Annotated in this window: 13 protein-coding genes; 8 read left to right on the top strand and 5 right to left on the bottom strand. The window is 70.3% G+C overall.

Features of this window, described 5'->3' with window-relative positions; all coding sequences use genetic code 11:
* The coding region (locus ACTWQO_RS41060) for a PucR family transcriptional regulator ligand-binding domain-containing protein (RefSeq protein ID WP_443242477.1) at nucleotides 1-514 on the bottom strand (514 nt) is incomplete at its 3' end.
* A gap of 124 nt (nucleotides 515-638) precedes the next feature.
* On the opposite strand from ACTWQO_RS41060, the gene ACTWQO_RS41055 reads away from it, so the two are divergent.
* Genes ACTWQO_RS41055 through ACTWQO_RS41045 form a run of 3 tightly spaced genes read left to right on the top strand, consistent with a single transcriptional unit; the run spans nucleotide 639 to nucleotide 4,797 of the window.
* The gene (locus ACTWQO_RS41055; protein ID WP_443242476.1) at nucleotides 639-2,093 is read left to right on the top strand and encodes a sodium:solute symporter; all 1,455 of its coding nucleotides are present in this window, start codon (nucleotides 639-641) and stop codon (nucleotides 2,091-2,093) included.
* Nucleotides 2,094-2,149: 56 nt separating this feature from the next.
* Nucleotides 2,150-3,118 carry an agmatinase gene (gene speB / locus ACTWQO_RS41050; protein WP_443242475.1) on the top strand — a complete coding sequence of 323 codons (969 nt, stop codon included), beginning with the start codon at nucleotides 2,150-2,152 and terminating at the stop codon, nucleotides 3,116-3,118.
* Nucleotides 3,115-4,797, top strand: a complete 1,683-nt coding sequence (locus ACTWQO_RS41045) for a thiamine pyrophosphate-binding protein (protein WP_443242474.1) — start codon at nucleotides 3,115-3,117, stop codon at nucleotides 4,795-4,797. The genes speB and ACTWQO_RS41045 overlap by 4 nt, the downstream gene beginning before the upstream one ends.
* Before the next feature lie 30 nt (nucleotides 4,798-4,827).
* Here the strand turns inward: ACTWQO_RS41045 and ACTWQO_RS41040 are convergent, their stop codons facing one another.
* Complete coding sequence (locus ACTWQO_RS41040; RefSeq protein WP_443242473.1) at nucleotides 4,828-5,631, bottom strand: endonuclease I family protein; 804 nt, start codon at nucleotides 5,629-5,631, stop codon at nucleotides 4,828-4,830.
* 144 nt (nucleotides 5,632-5,775) lie between these two features.
* Nucleotides 5,776-6,699: a DMT family transporter gene (locus ACTWQO_RS41035; RefSeq protein WP_443242472.1), complete on the bottom strand. Its 924-nt coding sequence runs from the start codon at nucleotides 6,697-6,699 to the stop codon at nucleotides 5,776-5,778.
* 294 nt (nucleotides 6,700-6,993) lie between these two features.
* On the opposite strand from ACTWQO_RS41035, the gene ACTWQO_RS41030 reads away from it, so the two are divergent.
* The 5 genes from ACTWQO_RS41030 to ACTWQO_RS41010 all read left to right on the top strand — a co-directional run bounded on the left by ACTWQO_RS41030 (nucleotide 6,994) and on the right by ACTWQO_RS41010 (nucleotide 14,536).
* A complete protein-coding gene (locus ACTWQO_RS41030; RefSeq protein WP_443242471.1) occupies nucleotides 6,994-7,641 on the top strand; it encodes a helix-turn-helix transcriptional regulator in 648 nt (215 codons plus the stop codon).
* Between the two features lie 43 nt (nucleotides 7,642-7,684).
* Nucleotides 7,685-8,701: an esterase-like activity of phytase family protein gene (locus tag ACTWQO_RS41025; protein ID WP_443242470.1), complete on the top strand. Its 1,017-nt coding sequence runs from the start codon at nucleotides 7,685-7,687 to the stop codon at nucleotides 8,699-8,701.
* Nucleotides 8,702-8,801: 100 nt separating this feature from the next.
* Complete coding sequence (locus ACTWQO_RS41020; protein WP_443242469.1) at nucleotides 8,802-12,527, top strand: ABC transporter ATP-binding protein; 3,726 nt, start codon at nucleotides 8,802-8,804, stop codon at nucleotides 12,525-12,527.
* A gap of 77 nt (nucleotides 12,528-12,604) precedes the next feature.
* On the top strand, nucleotides 12,605-12,994 hold the full coding sequence (locus ACTWQO_RS41015; protein WP_443242481.1) for a hypothetical protein: 390 nt from the start codon (nucleotides 12,605-12,607) through the stop codon (nucleotides 12,992-12,994).
* 108 nt (nucleotides 12,995-13,102) lie between these two features.
* Nucleotides 13,103-14,536, top strand: a complete 1,434-nt coding sequence (locus ACTWQO_RS41010; protein ID WP_443242468.1) for a S28 family serine protease — start codon at nucleotides 13,103-13,105, stop codon at nucleotides 14,534-14,536.
* A 25-nt stretch (nucleotides 14,537-14,561) separates the two neighbouring features.
* Here ACTWQO_RS41010 and ACTWQO_RS41005 read toward each other — a convergent pair whose 3' ends face one another.
* On the bottom strand, nucleotides 14,562-15,194 hold the full coding sequence (locus ACTWQO_RS41005; RefSeq protein WP_443242480.1) for a hypothetical protein: 633 nt from the start codon (nucleotides 15,192-15,194) through the stop codon (nucleotides 14,562-14,564).
* Between the two features lie 116 nt (nucleotides 15,195-15,310).
* Nucleotides 15,311-17,101, bottom strand: a complete 1,791-nt coding sequence (locus tag ACTWQO_RS41000; protein ID WP_443242467.1) for a glycoside hydrolase family 3 protein — start codon at nucleotides 17,099-17,101, stop codon at nucleotides 15,311-15,313.
* Nucleotides 17,102-17,121: the final 20 nt, after the last annotated feature.

The raw sequence follows: 17,121 nt of genomic DNA, 5'->3' as shown, positions 1-17,121 counted from the left end.
GTTGCCGCAGCACCGACGGCACCGGATCCGGGCGGGAGGCCGCGGCGGCCAGGCTCTGCTGGGCCTCCGTCACCCGGCGCAGCTCCGCGAGGCGGGCCTGCGCCATGAGCTGCCAGACCGCGCGTGCGACGCCGGAGAAGGTGGTCTGCGGCGGGACCTCGACCAGCGGCAGCTCATACGCCTCGCAGGCCGCGACCAGCGCGCGCGGCACCGTGTCGTGCACCGGGGCGAGCCCGAAGCCGAGGGCCGCGCCGCCCGCCGCGACGATCCGGGAGACGTAGTCGTCGAAGTAGGTGCCTGAGCCCTCCGCATCCGGGATGTGCACCCCGGCCGTCAGCAGCAGCTCGCCGCCCAGCAGATACGGGTACGGGTCCGCCATCTCCGAGGTGTGCGCCCAGTGGATGACGATGTCCGGATCGGTGGGCCCGGCGATCTGGCGCAGGGCGAGGTCCTCGCGGGCCAGGAGGGATGCGAGGGGCACGGGTGGGGTGGGGGGAACAGAGGGTTCCGGCATGGTGTGCGTTCCCTCCACATCCGGCGCTGTGAATGGATGAAACGTACACTTCGCAGCCGCTTTCCGGCCACCTATGGTCGGTCCTCAGCAACCCGCCGGCGAGACCGAACCGAAGGAGGTCCCTGTGGCCATCGACTACACGGTGATCGTTGTCTATCTGGTCGGCATGCTGGCCATGGGCTGGTGGGGCATGCGCCGCGCCAAGTCCAAGAGCGAGTTCCTGGTCGCGGGCCGTCGTCTCGGCCCGACCATGTACTCCGGCACCATGGCCGCGATCGTCCTCGGCGGCGCGTCCACCATCGGGGGCGTCGGGCTGGGTTACCAGTACGGGCTGTCCGGCGCCTGGATGGTGTTCACCATCGGCCTCGGACTCCTCGCCCTCTCCGTCTTCTTCTCCGCCCGTATCGCCCGCCTCAAGGTCTACACCGTCTCCGAGATGCTCGACCTGCGCTACGGCGGCCGGGCGGGCGTCATCTCGGGTGTCGTGATGTGGGCGTACACCCTCATGCTCGCGGTCACCTCGACGATCGCGTACGCCACGATCTTCGACGTCCTCTTCGACATGAACCGGACCGTCGCGATCATCCTCGGCGGCTCGATCGTGGTCGCGTACTCGACGCTCGGCGGCATGTGGTCGATCACGCTGACGGACATGGTGCAGTTCGTGGTGAAGACGATCGGTGTGCTGCTGCTCCTGCTGCCCATCGCCGTCGTCAAGGCGGGCGGCTTCAGCGAGATGAAGGCCCAGCTGCCGACCGAGTACTTCGACCCGCTGGGCATCGGCGGCGAGACGATCTTCACCTACGTGCTGATCTACACGTTCGGCATGCTCATCGGTCAGGACATCTGGCAGCGCGTGTTCACGGCCCGCAGCGACAGGACGGCGAAGTGGGGCGGCACGGTCGCGGGCACGTACTGCCTCGCGTACGCCCTCGCGGGCGCCGTCATCGGTACGGCGGCCAAGGTGCTGTACCCGAAGCTGGGGAGCGCGGACGACGCCTTCGCGACCATCGTGAAGGACGAACTCCCGGTGGGTGTACGGGGATTGGTGCTGGCCGCCGCGCTGGCGGCCGTCATGTCGACGTCCTCCGGCGCGCTGATCGCCTGTGCCACCGTCGCCAACAACGACATCTGGTCGCGGCTGCGGGGGAAGATCACTGGCGGTGACCGCGACGAGGTCAAGGACAACCGCGCCTTCATCCTCATCATGGGCCTCGCGGTGATCGGTACGGCCATCGCGCTCAACAACGTCGTCGAGGCGCTGACGGTGGCGTACAACCTGCTCGTCGGCGGACTCCTCGTCCCGATCCTCGGCGGACTGCTGTGGAAGCGGGGCACCGCCCAGGGCGCGCTCGCCTCCGTCGCCGTCGGCGGTCTCGCCGTCATCGGCCTGATGGCGACGTACGGCATCCTCGCCAACGAGCCCATCTACTACGGGCTGCTGTCCTCGCTGGCCACCTACGTCGTCGTATCCCTGGCGACTCCGGCGACCGACCCGGCCGTACTCGCCGCCTGGCGCGAGCGGCTCGCCGGGCGGGCGCCCGAACCCCGGTCGGAGCCGGTCCCGGCGCACCAGTAAAGTCGTATGGCAAGTAGTACATACGCGATGAAGCGTGAGAAAGAAGGCATTTCCCGATGAGCAGCACCGAGACGCCCCGCGGTCCCGTCGACTCCTCCCGCATCCCGCGGTACGCCGGACCCGCGACCTTCGCCCGGCTGCCGCGGCTCGACGAGGTCGGCCGTGCCGATGTCGCCGTGGTCGGCGTGCCGTTCGACTCGGGTGTCTCGTACCGGCCGGGCGCCCGCTTCGGCGGCAACGCGATCCGCGAGGCGTCCCGGCTGCTGCGCCCGTACAACCCGGCGCAGGACGCGTCCCCCTTCGCGCTGGCACAGGTCGCGGACGGCGGGGACATCGCGGTGAACCCCTTCAACATCAACGAGGCCGTGGAGACGGTCGAGGCGGCGGCGGACGAGCTGCTGGGGACGGGGGCCAGGCTGATGACCCTCGGTGGCGACCACACGATCGCGCTGCCGCTGCTCCGCTCCGTCGCCAAGAAGCACGGCCCGGTGGCGCTGCTCCACTTCGACGCGCACCTCGACACCTGGGATACGTACTTCGGCGCCGAGTACACGCACGGGACGCCGTTCCGGCGGGCGGTGGAGGAGGGGATCCTGGACACCTCCGCCCTCTCGCACGTCGGTACGCGCGGACCGCTGTACGGCAAGCAGGACCTGGACGACGACGCGAAGATGGGCTTCGGCATCGTGACGTCCGCGGATGTGATGCGACGCGGTGTCGACGAGGTCGCCGACCAGCTCCGCCAGCGCATCGGCGACCGTCCGCTCTACGTCTCCATCGACATCGACTGCCTGGACCCGGCGCACGCGCCCGGCACGGGGACGCCGGAGGCGGGCGGCATGACGTCGAGGGAGCTGCTTGAGATCCTGCGGGGCCTGGCGTCCTGCAACCTGGTCTCGGCGGATGTCGTCGAGGTGGCCCCCGCGTACGATCACGCCGAGATCACGTCGGTGGCCGCGTCCCACACGGCGTACGAACTGACCACGATCATGTCCCGCCAGATTGCAGAGGCCCGCGCGAAGTGACTCACGACCACGACCTGGTGCTCCGTCCGACCGAGGCGCAGATCTCGGCCGCCCTGAACCCGCCCCCCGGCCGCAACGGCGGAGACCTGGTCGTGGAGACGCTGGCGGCGCTCGGCACCACGACGGTGTTCGGGCTGCCCGGCCAGCACGCGCTCGGCATGTTCGACGCGCTGCGGCGGTCCGACCTGCGGTACATCGGGCTGCGGGTGGAGAACAACGCCGGGTTCGCGGCCGACGCGTACGGCCGGATCACGGGCGAGGCGGCACCGCTGCTGCTGTCGACGGGACCGGGCGCGCTGACATCCCTGGCGGCGCTTCAGGAGGCGGCGGCGGCTTCGGCGCCCGTCCTCGCGATCAGCAGCCAGATCCCGACGGCGGGGCTGGGCGGTGGCCGCCACGGCTATCTGCACGAACTCCCCGACCAGGCGGCCTCGTTCAGGGGCGTGGTGAAGTCCGTCCACACCGTCCGTACGCAGTCACAGATCCCGTCCGCGATCGAGGCGGCCTGGAAGTCGGCGCTGACGGCCCCGCACGGCCCGGTGTGGGTGGAGATCCCGCAGGACGTGCTGCTGGCGGAGACCTCGATCCCCGTGGTGACGGGCGGCGACGCCTTCCCCGACGAGCTGCCGCCGCGCCCCGAACTGACGGCGGTGGCAGCCGACTTGCTGTCCAAGGCGGCCCGCCCGGCGATCATCGCGGGCGGGGGAGTGGTACGGGCGGACGCCTCGGGCAAACTTCGCCGGCTCGCCGAGAGGGTGCAGGCGCCGGTGGTCACCACGCCCGGTGGCAAGGGCGCGTTCCCCTGGAAGCACCCGCTGTCGCTCCAGTCGTGGATCGAGGACCGGCACACCACGGACTTCCTGGAGGACGCGGACGTCCTGCTGGTGGTCGGCTCGGGTCTGGGTGAAGTGTCGTCCAACTACCACACGTTCAAGCCGCGCGGCCGGGTCATCCAGATCGAGGCCGACCTCGGCAAGCTGGAGTCCAACCACCCGGCACTGGGCATCCACGCGGACGCGCGACTGGCGTTGCAGGCGCTGCTGGAGACGGTGGAGGAGCGGACGGACCCGTCGGCGCCGGAGCGCGTGCGGGCGGTACTGGCGAAGGTTTCCGAGCGCATCGCCGCCCAGGAACTCACCCTGGAACAGGACGTGTTGGCCTCGGTACGCAGGGCCCTGCCCGCCGACTCCCCGTCCTTCTGGGACATGACGATCCTCGCCTACTGGGCCTGGTCGGCCTTCGACGCCAAGGGCCCCAACCTCCTGCACTCCGCCCAGGGCGCCGGCGGCCTCGGCTACGGCTTCCCCGCGGCGCTCGGTGCCGCTGCCGCCGACCCGACCCGCCCGGTGCTGGCGGTGTCGGGCGACGGAGGCGCGCTGTACTCGATCGCCGAGCTGGCGACGGCCAAGCAGTACGACCTGCCGGTCACCTGGCTCATCGTCGACGACGGCGGCTACGGCATCCTCCGCGAGTACATGAACGACGCGTTCGGCGAGGCGACGGCGACGGAGCTGACGCGGCCCGACTATGTGGCGCTGGCGGAGTCCTTCGGGGTCCCGGGGGTTCGTACGTCCCCCGAGACCCTGGAGACGGACCTGGCGAAGGCGCTGGCAGCACCGGGGCCGTCGGTGGTCGTACTCCCGGCTGTGCTGCGGATGTTCGCGCCTACGCACCTCTAGTCGCTCTGGTCGCTCTGGTCGCGAGCGCGTCTACCAGATCGCCTCGACCCACTCCGGGTGGTCGATGAACGGGTTGCGGTTGCCCTGGTAGGTGTCGTAGATGACCTCGTTGCGGTTTTCCTCGAAGGTGCTCGGCGGATCCTCGTCGTTCCACTGCTTCAGGACCGAGAGGCGGCCGTGGAACCGCGTGCTGCCGTTGGTGACGCTGTCGTTGGGCTCCAGGTCGGCCCAGCTGTCGTCGCCCTCGTAGCGGACGGCCATGTAGAGGATCATGCGGGCCACATCGCCCTTGACGGCGTCGCGGGGCTCGAACGAGTTCGAGTCCGTGAGGCTGCCGCCGGAGTTGGTGAAGCTGCTGCCGCCGTTGTCGAAGTCCTTGTTGCCGCGGATGCTGTTGACCTGGACGTCCTCGGGGCGCAGGTGGTGCAGGTCCGTGCCGGGGCCGGCCGAGGTGCCGAAGTCGCCGTGGGACTGGGCCCACGTGTGCTCGCGGTTCCAGTTGCCGGTGCTGCCGCCGTTGAGCGACTTGCTGCGGGAGATGCCCGAGTACAGCAGGATCACGTTGCCGCTGTTGTTCGGGTCCTGGTCCGTCACCTTCAGCGCGTTCCAGACCGCCGAGTACGACAGCTTCGTCTGGTCGCTGATGATCGTGTGGAGCGAGTCCTTCAGCGCCGTACCGGTCTTGCCGATCGCGTCGGCGTAGTACGTGTCGTCGTACGCCGTGGTCGTGGCCGCGGCGGAGGTCGCGGTCAGCGTCGAGGCGGTGAGGCCGACCAGGACGGCCGCAGTGGTCAGAGCCACGGGCTTCCAGTGCCGGATGCGTGTCGCCAGCATAACGGGGGTCCCATCTACGCGGGTTGAATGGAGGCGGCAAGTGGGAGAGTGACATGCACATGCGGCGGTGTAAATGGACTCCGTGTGTCCATTCGGTGACCTGAAGCGGCAAATCGACCCTTGTCTACGCGAGTTGACAACGTTTCATCGCTGACGATCACCGTTGACGAACACCAGCCCCAGTACGAGGACGGCCAGTCCGCACCAGGAGGCGGCCGGGAGGCGTTCGCCGAGGACGGTGACGCCCAGGATCGCGGCGACGGCGGGTTCGGCCAGGGTCAGTGACGTGGCCGTCGAGGCGGGGGTGTGGCGCAGCCCGTAGCCGAAGAGCCGGTAGGCGAGAGCGACGGTGAACAGGGCGAGATAGCCGGCCACCGCCGCGCCGCGTGTCGTGGTCAGCCACTGCGTGTCCACGAGCAGCACGAGCGGCAGGACGAGCACCCCGGCCGCGCCGAACAGCACGCCCATCACCGCGTCGGACGCGTGGCCGCGGGTGATGAGCCGGCCGCCGATCAGCGAGTAGACGGCGTAAGACAGTCCGGCGCCCGCGGCGAGCGCGACGCCCGTCACGTCCATCGGCGTGGCGTGGCCGGTGAGTTCGGGGCCCAGCACCAGCAGGGCGCAGCCCAGGACGGCCGCCGCCGTGGCGAGCGTCCAGCGTGCGGTGGGCCGGGACTGCCCGGTCATCCAGGACAGCAGTCCGGCGAAGACCGGCGCGCTGCCGAGCGCGATCACCGTCGTCACCGCGACGCCGGTGCGGGCCACCGCCGGATAGAAGGTGACCGGATATCCCGCCACCGCCAGCGCTCCCAGCACCAGCAGCCACCGCTCACGGCGCGTGCAGGCGGCGGGCAGCGAGCGGGCGCCGCGGGAGGTCAGGAACAGCAGGATGCCGCCGAGCGTGAGACCGGCGGAGCCGATCGCCGCCGCCGGGGCACCGGCCGGGGCCAGGGAGGAGGCGGTGCCGGTCGTGCCCCACAGCAGGGCCGAGATGAGGATGGGCGCGGGGCCGGTGAGGAGGCGCGCGTCCGGGCGCGCGGGAAACAGAGTGGTGGTGCGGTTCGGCACAGTCGTGGTCTTCCGTCGTCGATGCGTCTGGGACTGGGTCCGAAACGGGCGCACGACGACGGCCCCTCACCGCCCGGTGGGTCGGTCGGGGCCGGGGAATCAAGTCCTCAGCGTCTGCGCCCGGTCAGGCGCAGGGAGGGGGCGTGACGGCGTGCCAGTAAGTACTCACGCGGGGATCGTACCTGGCCGTACGGCCATTCGAGTGCGGGTAGGACACCTCTCTGGACTTTACGTCCAGCTGATGGACGTTTGCTATAGTGGTGTGACGGCTGGGAGTGACTGAGGGGCGGTGTGATGGCCGACGGAAGTGCGGACGCGATCCTGGCGGCGTTGCTGCCGGTCATCGATGGGCTGGCGGAGACGTTCGGGCCGACGTGCGAGGTCGTGTTGCACGACTACCGGCGGGGTGAGCAGTCGGTCGCGGCGGTCTCCGGTGCGGTGACCGGCCGCAAGGTCGGCGGCGCGCTGAGCGAGATCGGCCTGGCCGTGCTGGCGCAGGGGGACGACGCGACGAACGACATCAACTACGTGACGCGCACCGGGGACGGGCGGATCATCAAGTCCTCGACCATGCCGTTGCGCGACGGTGCGGGCCATGTGTTCGGGGCGCTCTGCGTCAATGTCGACGTCACGGCTCTGCGGCAGGCCGGCGACCTGCTGACGGCACTGGCGGGGACGCCGCCCGTGCAGGTGACGGACACCACGTTCAGCAACGACTTCGACGATGTGGTCGACGCGCTGATCCGGGCCGAGGAGGTGTCCCGCGGCAAGCCGGTGAGCAGTCTGACCCGGGTGGAGCGGCTGGCTCTCCTCCATGTCCTGGACCGGCGCGGTGTCTTCACGGTGCGCAACGCGGTGCCGCGGATCGCCGAACGGCTCGGCGTGTCCCGCTCGGCGGTCTACGCGGATCTCAACGAGTGCCGCAACAGCGACGCTTCATGAGCCGGTCTCCCCTCCGTCACCGGCCCGCCCTACGGTGACGCCCATGCGCCTGAGAACCGTACTCGCGACCGCCACCGCCGGCCTGGCGGCGGCCACCTGCCTCACCGTCGCAGGGCCCGCCAACGCGGGCGAGAATCACGCCTGTTCGCCCTCCGTCGCCATCCAGGGCTTCTCCGACGCCCTGGACAAGACGACGTACCAGGGCACCTATGTCGGCAACTTCTCCGCGCTCGCCGTGGACCGGAACGGCGACCTCGCCGCGCTCTCCGACCGCTCGTCGCTGTTCACGCTGGACCGCAGGACCCTCCAGCCGAAGTCCGTCGTCCAGCTCGCGGACGAGAGCGGCGCCGCGCTGGACTCCGAGGGCTTGGTCGTGCAACGCGACGGTACCCGGCTGATCAGCTCCGAGACCGAGCCGTCCGTACGCCGCTACTCCCGTGACGGCAAGATCCTCGACCGTCTCCCGGTACCGGCCTCCCTCCAGGTCGCCCCGGCCGGGCGGGCCGTCACCAACGGCACCTTCGAGGGCCTGACGATGCTCCCCGGCGAGCGCACCCTGCTCGCGTCGATGGAGTACGCGCTATCCGGCGACACCGCCGGCATCGTCCGCTGGCAGACCTGGAAGCGCCACCACGGCACCTTCGGGCTCGGCGCCCAGTACGCCTACCGGGCCGACACCGGCCTCGGCGTCCCCGAGGTCACCGCGCTGCCCGACGGCCGGTTCCTCGTCCTGGAGCGCGGCTTCACCTCCGGCGTCGGCAACACCGTCCGCCTCTACCTCGCCGACCCGCGCCGCGCGACCGACACCAGCGGCATCGACACGCTGACCGGCCAGGACGGCGTACGGCTGGTCAAGAAGACGCTCCTCGCCGACCTCGTGAACTGCCCGTCACTCGGAGCGACCGCCAAGCAGCCCCAGCCCAACCCCCTCCTCGACAACATCGAGGCCATGACGATCACCGGCTGGACCAAGGGCCGCCTGAAGGTACTGCTGGCCAGCGACGACAACCAGAACGCGGTACAGACGACGCGGTTCTACGATCTCCGGGTCCGCGTCTGATCACGGCGATGATCACCGCGAGATCATGACGGAGGGATGAAATCCGCTTCATTCCGCGTTGGTGCCTTCCGTAGATCCAACAGAACGGGGAGGCACCGACGTGGCAGCGCGGCAGGGGCAAGGTTGGGCGCGAAGGCTGTGGGCGTACGCCTGGCGCTACCCCAAGGACGTCGTCCTGGCCCTCGGCTCCTCGCTCGTCGGCATGGCCGTCATGGCGCTGGCCCCGCTGATCACCAAGGTGATCATCGATGACGTGATCGTCGATCACAACCGGTCCATGGCGGTCTGGGCGGGCGCCCTGATAGGCGCCGCGCTCATCGTCTACGTCCTCACCTACATCCGCCGCTACTACGGCGGCCGTCTCGCCCTCGACGTCCAGCACGACCTGCGGACCGAGATGTACGGCACGATCACCCGCCTCGACGGCCGCCGTCAGGACGAGCTGTCCACGGGTCAGGTCGTCGGCCGGGCGACCAGCGACCTCCAGCTGATCCAGGGCCTGCTCTTCATGCTCCCGATGACCATCGGGAACTTCATGCTCTTCCTGATCTCCCTGGTCATCATGGCGTGGCTGTCGCTCCCGCTCACGCTGGTCGCGCTCGCGGTCGCGCCCGCGATCTGGTTCATCGCCAAGCGCAGCCGCACCAAGCTGCACCCCGCCACCTGGTACGCCCAGGCCCAGGCGGCGGCCGTCGCGGGCGTCGTCGACGGCGCCGTCAGCGGCGTACGCGTGGTGAAGGGGTTCGGGCAGGAGGACCAGGAGACCGGGAAGCTGCGGGAGGTCGGCCGGAAGCTCTTCGCGGGGCGGCTGCGCACGATCCGGTTCAACTCCAAGTACACCCCCGCACTCCAGGCCGTCCCCGCCCTCGGCCAGGTCGCGATGCTCGCGCTGGGCGGCTGGCTCGCCGTGCGCGGTCACATCACGCTCGGCACGTTCGTCGCCTTCTCCGCCTACCTCGCCCAGCTCGTCGGCCCGGTCCGGATGCTCGCCCTGGTCCTCACGGTCGCCCAGCAGGCACGCGCCGGCACGGAGCGCGTCCTGGAGCTGATCGACACCGAGCCGACGCTCGACGATGGCCACAAGGCGCTGCCCGCCGACGCCCCCGCCACCGTCGAGTTCGACGACGTCTCCTTCGGCTATGAAGACGACCGCCCTGTCCTCGACGGGCTGAGCTTCGAGATCCACCCCGGCGAGACCCTCGCCGTCGTCGGCTCCTCCGGCTCCGGCAAGTCGACGGTCTCGCTCCTGCTGCCCCGGTTCTACGACGTCACCCACGGCGCCGTCCTCATCGGCGGCCACGACGTCCGCGAGCTGACCCTCGACTCCCTGAGGGCCGCGATCGGGCTGGTCCCCGAGGACTCCTTCCTCTTCTCCGACACGGTCCGCAACAACATCGCGTACGGCCGTCCCGACGCGACGGACGACGAGATCGAGGGAGCCGCCCGCGCCGCCCAGGCGGACCGATTCATCAGGGAACTCCCCGACGGCTACGACACCAAGGTCGGTGAGCACGGCCTCACCCTCTCCGGCGGACAGCGCCAGCGCGTCGCCCTCGCCCGCGCGATCCTCACCGACCCGCGGCTGCTCGTCCTCGACGACGCCACCTCCGCCGTGGACGCCCGCGTCGAGCACGAGATCCACGAGGCCCTGAAGCACGTCATGGAGGGCCGCACCACCCTCCTCATCGCCCACCGCCGCTCCACCCTCAACCTCGCCGACCGCATCGCGGTCCTCGAAGACGGCCGGCTCGCCGACATCGGCACCCACGAGGAACTCCAGCAGCGGTCGGCTCTCTACCGTCGGCTCCTCACCGACCCGGACGAGTTGGGCGGCGTCTCGCCCGGCCATGCCCAGCCCGCCTGTCCGCAGGAGGACACCTCCGTACGGGACGAGCTGGACGCCGAGTTCGACGCCGAGCGCGGCATCACGCCCCGGCTGTGGGCGGGCGAGCGCACCCCGCGCGACCTCGCGATGGACGGCACCCCGGCCACCCCCGAACTCCTCGCCCAGGTGGACGCGTTGCCCCCGGCGACCGACACCCCGGAGATCGACGAGGCACGTGCCGTGCGAGCCGAGGAGAGCTACGGCCTGCGCAGGCTGCTCCGCGGCTTCGGCCTCCCCCTCCTCGTCAGCCTCTCCCTCGTCGCCGTGGACGCCGGCATGGGTCTCCTCCTGCCCGTCCTGATCCGGCACGGCATCGACAGCGGTGTCTCGGAGATGGCTCTCGGCGCGGTCTGGGCGGCCACGCTGCTCGGACTGCTCACCGTCGTGATCCAGTGGGCGGCGCAAGTCGGCGAGACCCGGATGACCGGACGCACCGGCGAGCGCGTGCTGTACTCCCTGCGCCTGAAGATCTTCGCCCAGCTCCAGCGGCTCGGACTCGACTACTACGAGCGGGAGCTGACCGGCCGGATCATGACGAGGATGACGACGGACGTCGACGCGTTGTCGACCTTCCTCCAGACCGGCCTGGTCACGGCGTTCGTCTCGGTCGTCACGTTCTTCGGCATCATGGGCGCCCTGCTGGTGATCGACGTACAGCTGGCGCTGGTCGTCTTCGCCACCCTCCCGCCGCTGATCCTCGCCACGGTCTTCTTCCGCCGGGCGAGCGTGAAGGCGTACGAACTGGCCCGGGAACGTGTGTCGGTGGTCAACGCCGACCTCCAGGAGTCGGTGTCCGGGCTGCGGATCGTGCAGGCGTTCCGTCGCGAGCGGGACGGCGGGCGGCGGTTCGCGGAGCGCAGTGACAGCTACCGCCAGGCCCGTATCCGGGGCCAGTGGCTGATATCGGTGTACTTCCCCGGCGTGCAGCTGCTGTCGTCGGTCGCCGCGGCTGCCGTACTGATCGTGGGCGCGGGCCGGGTCGACAACGCCACGCTCACCACCGGTGCGCTGGTGGCGTACCTCCTCTACATCGACCTGTTCTTCGCCCCCGTCCAGCAGCTCTCCCAGGTCTTCGACGGCTACCAGCAGGCGACGGTCTCGCTGGGCCGTATCCAGGAGCTGCTCCAGGAGCCGACGTCGACGAAGAGCGCCGACGAGCCGCTCGACGTGCTCTCGCTGCGCGGCGACGTCGCCTTCGAGGACGTGCACTTCGCCTACGGCGGCGAGGAGGAGGCCCTCACCGGCATCCACCTCGCCATCCCCGCCGGCCAGACCGTCGCCTTCGTCGGCGAGACCGGCGCCGGCAAGTCGACCCTCGTCAAGCTGGTGGCCCGCTTCTACGACCCCACCGGTGGCCGCGTCACCGTCGACGGCACCGACCTGCGCGCCCTCGACCTCACGTCGTACCGCCACCGCCTGGGCGTGGTCCCGCAGGAGGCCTACCTCTTCCAGGGCACCGTCCGCGACGCCATCGCCTACGGCCGCCCCGACGCCACCGACGCCGAGGTCGAGGCGGCGGCCCGGGCGGTCGGCGCGCACGACATGATCGCCACGCTCGAAGGCGGCTACCTCCACGAGGTCGCCGAGCGCGGCCGCAACCTCTCCGCGGGCCAACGGCAGCTGATCGCGCTGGCCCGCGCCGAGCTGGTCGACCCGGACATCCTCCTCCTCGACGAGGCGACAGCCGCCCTGGACCTGGCCTCCGAGGCCCTGGTCAACCAGGCCACCGACCGCCTCGCAGGCCGCCGCACCACCCTCGTGGTCGCTCACCGCCTGACCACCGCGGCCCGCGCGGACCGCGTGGTCCTCATGGCCCACGGCCGCGTCGCCGAGGACGGCACACACGAGGAACTCCTCGCGCGGGGCGGGCAGTACGCGGAGCTGTGGCGGACGTTCGTCGGGCAGTCCGAGCCGGAGGAGCCGGTCGGCGCGTCGCGCTGACGGGCGCGCAACCATCCGACATACGTCGTGCGTCCGTACACCCGTACGCTCATGGACGGGGTACGGGAGGGATGACAGTGGACAGTGGTGCGATACGCCGGGGACTGGCGCTCGGTATTGCCGTGCTCACCACATCCGGACTGCTCGCGGTGGCGGCGCCTGCCGACGCGCACGCGGCCGCCAAGCCCTGCGCCGGCCGGAAGGTCAGGACACTCACGTTCTCGACCGGCATCGTGCGCGTCTACAAGCAGGGCCGTGAGATCTGTGCCGTCACGCTCGCCAAGAACCCCGGACCCGTGCGGACGATGAAGGTCAGCGTGCAGGTGCGCGGCCATCGCCCGGTCGCCTTCACGGACAAGCGCATCCGCCGCATCAGCACGCCGCTGGTCTACATGGGCCACCGCAGCGTGCGCGTGAAGGGCGCGGTCGGCCGGGGATCGGTCAGTACCGGCTGGATCCGGTACTGATCCACAGGTTTCCTACAGGGTTTTCCCCATTGACCGTCATCTCCCCTGGTGCTCAGGTGACTTGCTCCGCTAGCTTCCGGCGCACATCTGTATTCACCGGGAGGGTGCATGCGCAAGGCGCTCAGATGGTTGCTGGCGCTCACCGTGCTCATAGGCACACTGAGTACGGCGGGGGCGGCCACCGCTGCCGAGCCGGAGGCCACCGGCACCACGGACATCAAGGAGAAGCTGCTCTCGATTCCGGGCATGAGCCTGGTCGAGGAGAAGCCGTACACCGGCTATCGCTTCTTCGTCCTCAACTACACCCAGCCGGTCGACCACCGGCGCCCGTCCAAGGGCACGTTCCAGCAGCGCATCACCGTGCTGCACAAGGACGAGGCCCGCCCGACGGTCTTCTTCACCAGCGGCTACAACGTCTCCACCACGCCCCGCCGCAGCGAGCCGACCCAGATCGTGGACGGCAACCAGATCTCCATGGAGTACCGCTTCTTCACCCCGTCCCGGCCCGACCCGGCCAACTGGACCAAGCTGGACATCTGGCAGGCGGCCAGCGACCAGCACCGCATCTTCAAGGCGCTCAAGCCCATCTACGACCAGAAGTGGCTCTCCACGGGCGGCTCCAAGGGCGGCATGACCGCCACGTACTACGAGCGCTTCTACCCGCGCGACATGGACGGCGTCGTCGCCTACGTCGCCCCCAACGACGTCGTGAACAACGAGGACTCGGCCTACGACGAGTTCTTCGCCACCGTCGGCACCAAGGAGTGCCGCGACCGGCTGAACGGCGTGCAGCGTGAGGCCCTGGTGCGCCGGGAGCCGATGGAGAAGCGGTACGCAGCGTACGCGGCCGACAACGGCTACACCTTCAACACCGTCGGCAGCCTCGACAAGGCCTACGAGGCCACCGTCCTGGACTACGTCTGGGGCTTCTGGCAGTACAGCCTGCTGTCCGACTGCGACACCATCCCGGCGGACGCCAAGAACGCCACCGACGACGCCATCTGGAACACCCTCGACACCATCGCCGGGTTCTCCTTCTACACGGACCAGGGCCTGGAGCCGTACACGCCGTACTACTACCAGGCGGGCACCCAGCTGGGCGCGCCGACGATCGTCTTCCCGCACATCGAGAAGAAGTACATCCGCTACGGCTACCTGCCGCCGCGCAACTTCGTGCCGCGGTCGATCCCGATGAAGTTCCAGCCGTACGTCATGAAGGACGTCGACACCTGGGTCCGCCACAACGCGCGGCAGATGCTCTTCGTCTACGGCGAGAACGACCCGTGGGGCGCCGAGCCGTTCCGCCTCGGCAAGAAGGCGCGTGACAGTTACGTCTTCACCGCGCCGGGCCTCAACCACGGCGCCAATGTCGCGGGCCTCGTCGCCGACGAGAAGTCCCTGGCGACGGCACGCATCCTGCAGTGGGCGGGCGTCGCGTCCAGCGCCGTCCAGTCGAACCCCGCGGCGGCCAAGCCGCTGGCCAAGTTCGACCGCAAGCTGGACAAGCGTGACATCGAGCGCGAGCCGACCTTGCGTCCGTAACGCATGAGGTGCGCCCGGCCGTTGCTCACAGCGGCCGGGCGCAGCCCACCGGCTCCGGCCCGCCCAGCTGGACGTACAGCGCCGTCGACGGCGGGCACTCCGTGCGCTTGCCGACGGCCTTCGTCACCTCGTACTCGGGTTCCTGCTTGCCCTTGCCCGTGCAGGACGTCTCGCGGACCTGTCCGTCGCCGGAGCTGTAGACGCAGTCGCCGACGATGGTGCGGGGGCCGCCTCCGCCGCCGGGGTCGCCGGGGTGGGGCGGGGAGATGTTGCGCATACAGGCGTAGCCCTGGGGGACCGTTCCGTCGCCGTCCTCGTCGGAAACCGGCGCCTCGTCGCTGATGTGCAGGACGAAGTCCGTGGTCCCGGGACACAGCGGCCCGTCGCCCACCCGGCCGTCGTGCCGCGCCACGACCCGTGCCGCCGCCCGCTCACCGGTGCACGGCACCTCGGTGAAGCTCGTCGTACCGAAGGAACTGCACTCGTCGACCGCGAGGAACACCGCGCCATGGCCGGACGACTGCGTCGAGGTCACCCGCCCGCTGCCGGCCGGCGTCTCCTCCGCAGCCGCGGGCGGATCACCCTGGCACCCCGCCAGCAGGGCGACGAGCAGCGCCGTCAGCGCGCACACCACCCCCACGGAACCCTTCTTCTGCATCGCCATCCCCCCGACATCCCCGCCCAGCGTGACCCGCCGAGGCGGGCACACGCCAGACGTGCCGGGGTGCTTTGCGCCCATTGGCGGGTGTACGCCGGGCGCATGACGTATGTGCGCTACGTCCTGTACGACAGCCCATGTCCGACCGGATACAGCACCTGCGCCGGATCGTCGGCCCGCTGTACCGGCACCGGCAGCTTCCCGCGCGGCCGCACCCGCCCGGCGATCACGCGAGCCGCGGCGCGCAGCTCGACGTCCGTCCAGGAGTAGGACGCCAAGTAGGCCTGTACAGCGGGCAGTTGGGCCACGTCGTAGGGATTGCGGGTGGCGACCGCCACCACCGGCTTCCCGGTCGCCAGCAGCTCCTGGACCAGGGTCTTCTGGGTGCTGCTCGCCGTCACGTTGTACGTCCCGACCACGACGGCGTCCGCCTCGCCCGCCGCGGCGACGGCGGCGCTTATGGTCGCCGAGGTCGGTGCCGTACCGGTCGACAACCTCGTGGCGGTGAAGCCGAGTTCGGTGAGGGCGGCGGCGAGGACGGCGGTGGGCGGTCCGGTGGTGCCGGACGGGGAGGCGGGGTCGGCGCCGACGACGAGGAGCCTGGGATGCTCGCCTGCGTACAGCGGCAGCAGTCCGCCTTCGTTGACGAGGAGCGTGGTTGTCCGCTCGGCGATGCGGTCGGCGGCGGCGAGGTGGGCCGGGGTGCCGACGTTCCGGTCGACGCCGCTCGGGCTGACGTAGGGCGCGTTGAACAGTCCGAGCTTCGCCTTCAGCCGCAGGATGCGCAGGACCGACTCGTCCAGCCGGGCCTCGGTGAGTTCCCCGTCCTCCACGGCCTGGATGACGGCGTTCCACGCGACGTCCAGCTTCGGTGGGTTGAGGAGCTGGTCCACGCCGGCCTTGAGCGCGAGCACCGGCACGCGGTCGTCGCCGTACTTGGTGCGCACACCCTCCATCCCGAGGGAGTCGGTCACCACGACTCCGTCGTAACCGAGTTCCTCCCGCAGGATGCCGGTGAGGATCGGGCGGGAGAGGGTGGCCGGATCGCCGGCGTCGTCGAGGGCCGGGAACTGGATGTGCGCGGTCATGATCGAGTCGATGCCCGCGCGGATCGCGGCCCGGAAGGGCCCGGCGTCCAGCTCTTCCCATTCCTCTCGGCTGTGCGTGATGACGGGGAAGCCGGTGTGGCTGTCGACGGTGGTGTCCCCGTGCCCCGGGAAGTGCTTGGCGGTCGCCGCGACGCCCGACCGCTGGTACCCGCCGACCTCGGCGGCCACCAGACCGGCCACCGCGTCGGGTTCGGAACCGAAGGAGCGGACGCCGATGACCGGGTTGGCGGGGTTGACGTTGACATCGGCGACGGGGGAGTAGTTCTGCCGGATGCCGATGGCTCGCAGCTCCTGCCCGGCGATTCGGCCGAGGGAACGTGCGTCGGTGCGTGACCCGCCTGCCCCGATGGCCATGGCGCCCGGGAAAAGGGTGGCGGGCTCGCCGACTCGGCACACTATCCCGTGCTCCTGGTCCGTGGAGACGAGGACGGGCAGCCCGCGCGGCTGCTGGAGCGAGGCGCGCTGGATGCCGTTGGACAGGTCGGCGATCTGCTGGGGATCACGCGTGTTGTGCGCCCAGGTGAAGTAGATGATGCCGCCGACGCGGTACTCGGCGATGAGCTCGGCGGCGTTGCGGACGCCGATCTCCTTGAGGTTGGCGTCGATGTCGGCCTGGTCGGGGGCGGTGGCGGAGTGGCCGTAGACCCGCATGACGAAAAGCTGCCCGACCTTCTCGGGCAGCGTCATACGGGAGATGAGAGAGCGGAGCTTCTTGTCGTCCGCGTAGGCGGTTCCGCCCACCGCGAGAGTGGCGGCGACGCCTGCGGTGGCGGCCAGAACGGTACGTCTGGAGGGCACGTGCGCTCCTTCCGGAGGTG

This window comes from Streptomyces sp. 4N124, assembly GCF_052245395.1.
Lineage (GTDB): Bacteria > Actinomycetota > Actinomycetes > Streptomycetales > Streptomycetaceae > Streptomyces.
Note: the sequence above shows the minus strand (reverse complement) of the source record. Positions and strands in the feature narration are given on the sequence as shown.

Bases quoted from the DNA above. Each gene is read 5' to 3' on its own strand.
- speB (WP_443242475.1), top strand. From the start codon at position 2,150: ATGAGCAGCACCGAGACGCCCCGCGGTCCCGTCGACTCCTCCCGCATC.
- ACTWQO_RS41040 (WP_443242473.1), bottom strand. From the start codon at position 5,631: ATGCTGGCGACACGCATCCGGCACTGGAAGCCCGTGGCTCTGACCACT.
- ACTWQO_RS41030 (WP_443242471.1), top strand. From the start codon at position 6,994: ATGGCCGACGGAAGTGCGGACGCGATCCTGGCGGCGTTGCTGCCGGTC.
- ACTWQO_RS41025 (WP_443242470.1), top strand. From the start codon at position 7,685: ATGCGCCTGAGAACCGTACTCGCGACCGCCACCGCCGGCCTGGCGGCG.
- ACTWQO_RS41010 (WP_443242468.1), top strand. From the start codon at position 13,103: ATGCGCAAGGCGCTCAGATGGTTGCTGGCGCTCACCGTGCTCATAGGC.
- ACTWQO_RS41005 (WP_443242480.1), bottom strand. From the start codon at position 15,194: ATGCAGAAGAAGGGTTCCGTGGGGGTGGTGTGCGCGCTGACGGCGCTG.